The following is a 1,790-nucleotide window of genomic DNA, read 5'->3' as shown; positions in this document are numbered from 1 at the left end:
ACCCCCGGACCGCTCCCGTTCGGCCCCGGCAGCGGTGGGCACGGCAGCGGTGGACCCGCCAGCGGTGGACCCCGCAGCGCCGGGCACGGCGTGCCGCCCGCGGCGGGCCCGGACTCCGGCAAGGTCTGGAACCCGGCCGGCGGCCGCTTCCGGCGCATCCGCCAGCTCGGCCGCGGCGGGTTCGGCACCGTGTGGCTCGCCGTGGACGAGCAGCTGGCCCGCACGGTCGCGGTGAAGCTCGCCCACGCCCCGGACAACGACACCGAGCAGCGCATGGTGCGTGAAGCGCGCGCTCTGGCCGCCGTGCGGCACCCGAACTGCGTGCGCGTGTTCGACATCGTCCAGGACCCGGACGGCCTGGCGATCATCATGGAGTACATCGACGGCCAGCCGCTGTCCGACGTCGTGCTGAAGAGCGGCCTGCTCGCCGACACGCTCGCCGCCCGCCTCTGGCTGAACATGGCGGACGCGCTGGCCGCCGCGCACGAGCAGGGCGTGCTGCACCGGGACGTGAAGCCGTCCAACGTCATCGTGGACACCCAGGGCACCGCGCACCTGATCGACTTCGGCATCGCCCGGTCCAAGGGCGACAGCACGCTCACCGCCACCGGGATGATGGTCGGCACGCCCGACTTCCTCGCCCCGGAGACCGCCCGCGGCGAGGCGGCCAGCCCGGCGTCCGACGCGTGGCAGCTGGCCGCGACGGTCAGCTACGCGCTCACCGGCCACCCGCCGCGCGGCACGCGGGAGAACCCGATCTCGTCGCTGATGGCCGCCGCGCAGGGCGAGCCGTGCGTGAAGCTGCCGCAGCGCAGCGCCCACGCCCGGCTGCTGACCAGCGCGTTGGACGCCGACCCGGCCAAGCGGCCCACGTTGAGCGCGATCCGCACCGAGCTGAGCACGTGGCTGTCGCAGGCCGGGCTGAGCAAGGAAGGCCCGGTCACGAAGATGATCGACCGGCCCGAACCGCCGACCCGGCCCGTGCGCTGACCCGTGCGCTGACCCGTCGGCCCACCCGGGCGATCGCCGGCGCGGCGACGGCTATCACCAGCGGCACGGCGAGCAGGACGCCGGAGAACGCCGGCACCAACGTCGTGCACGCCAGGGCGAACGCGGCCGAGCGGCTGCGGAGGAGGGTGACGGCGGCGGCCAGTCCCGCCGCCGTCACCGCCGCCAACGCCGTGGAGGCGACCCGCATGAGCGTGTCGAGCTCGACGTGCAGGCGCAGCGTGACGGCCGTGAGCACCCCGCACAGCACCAGCAGCCCGGTCAGGCCGTGCCGTCCGCCGAGGCGCGCGCCACCGGCCAGGTAGGTGTTGATCGCGCCGAACGTCAGCAGCGCCGCGGCGACCGCCACGACCGGCCGGGCGGACGGCCCGAACGCCCGTCCCAGCAGGTCGGCGAGCGGGACGTTGCTCGTCGTGCCCGCCGTCGTGACCGCCAGCCCCAGGTAGAGGACGGCGACGACGACCAGTGTCCGCCGCGTCGCCCGGCGCGGGTCGCCGAACTCGTCGGCGAGGTTGCCCGCCGCCTCCCAGCCCGAGAACGCGAAGAACAGGACCACTGCGGCGTGGCCGACGGCGAGCCACCCGTTCGGCGCGAACGGCTGGAAGTCGTCCGGCGCGACGTGCGGGACGTTGGCCGCGATCGCGACGACGAGCAGGACCGCGAGCAGCCCCACCAGCAGCACCTGCGCCCGCGCCGACACCCGCAGGCCGGCGTAGTTCGCGGCGAACGCGGCCGCCGGCAGCAGCACGCCGACCAGCGCCGGGTCGCCGCCGCCGAGCGCG

Annotated in this window: 2 protein-coding genes; one reads left to right on the top strand and one right to left on the bottom strand. The window is 75.6% G+C overall.

Translation table 11 applies throughout. The features are described 5' to 3' along the window. Positions 1–990 (top strand): serine/threonine-protein kinase (locus tag ACFQ3T_RS36375; RefSeq protein WP_380730675.1); only part of this gene is annotated, 990 nt, incomplete at its 5' end. Here ACFQ3T_RS36375 and ACFQ3T_RS36370 read toward each other — a convergent pair. Continuing rightward, on the bottom strand, positions 941–1,790 hold an 850-nt coding region (locus ACFQ3T_RS36370), incomplete at its 5' end, for an amino acid permease (protein ID WP_380730673.1). The genes ACFQ3T_RS36375 and ACFQ3T_RS36370 overlap by 50 nt on opposite strands.

Source organism: Saccharothrix hoggarensis, from assembly GCF_042678885.1.
In the GTDB taxonomy this organism is placed as follows: Bacteria; Actinomycetota; Actinomycetes; order Mycobacteriales; family Pseudonocardiaceae; genus Actinosynnema; species Actinosynnema hoggarensis.
This window is presented reverse-complemented; position numbering and strand designations above follow the sequence as displayed.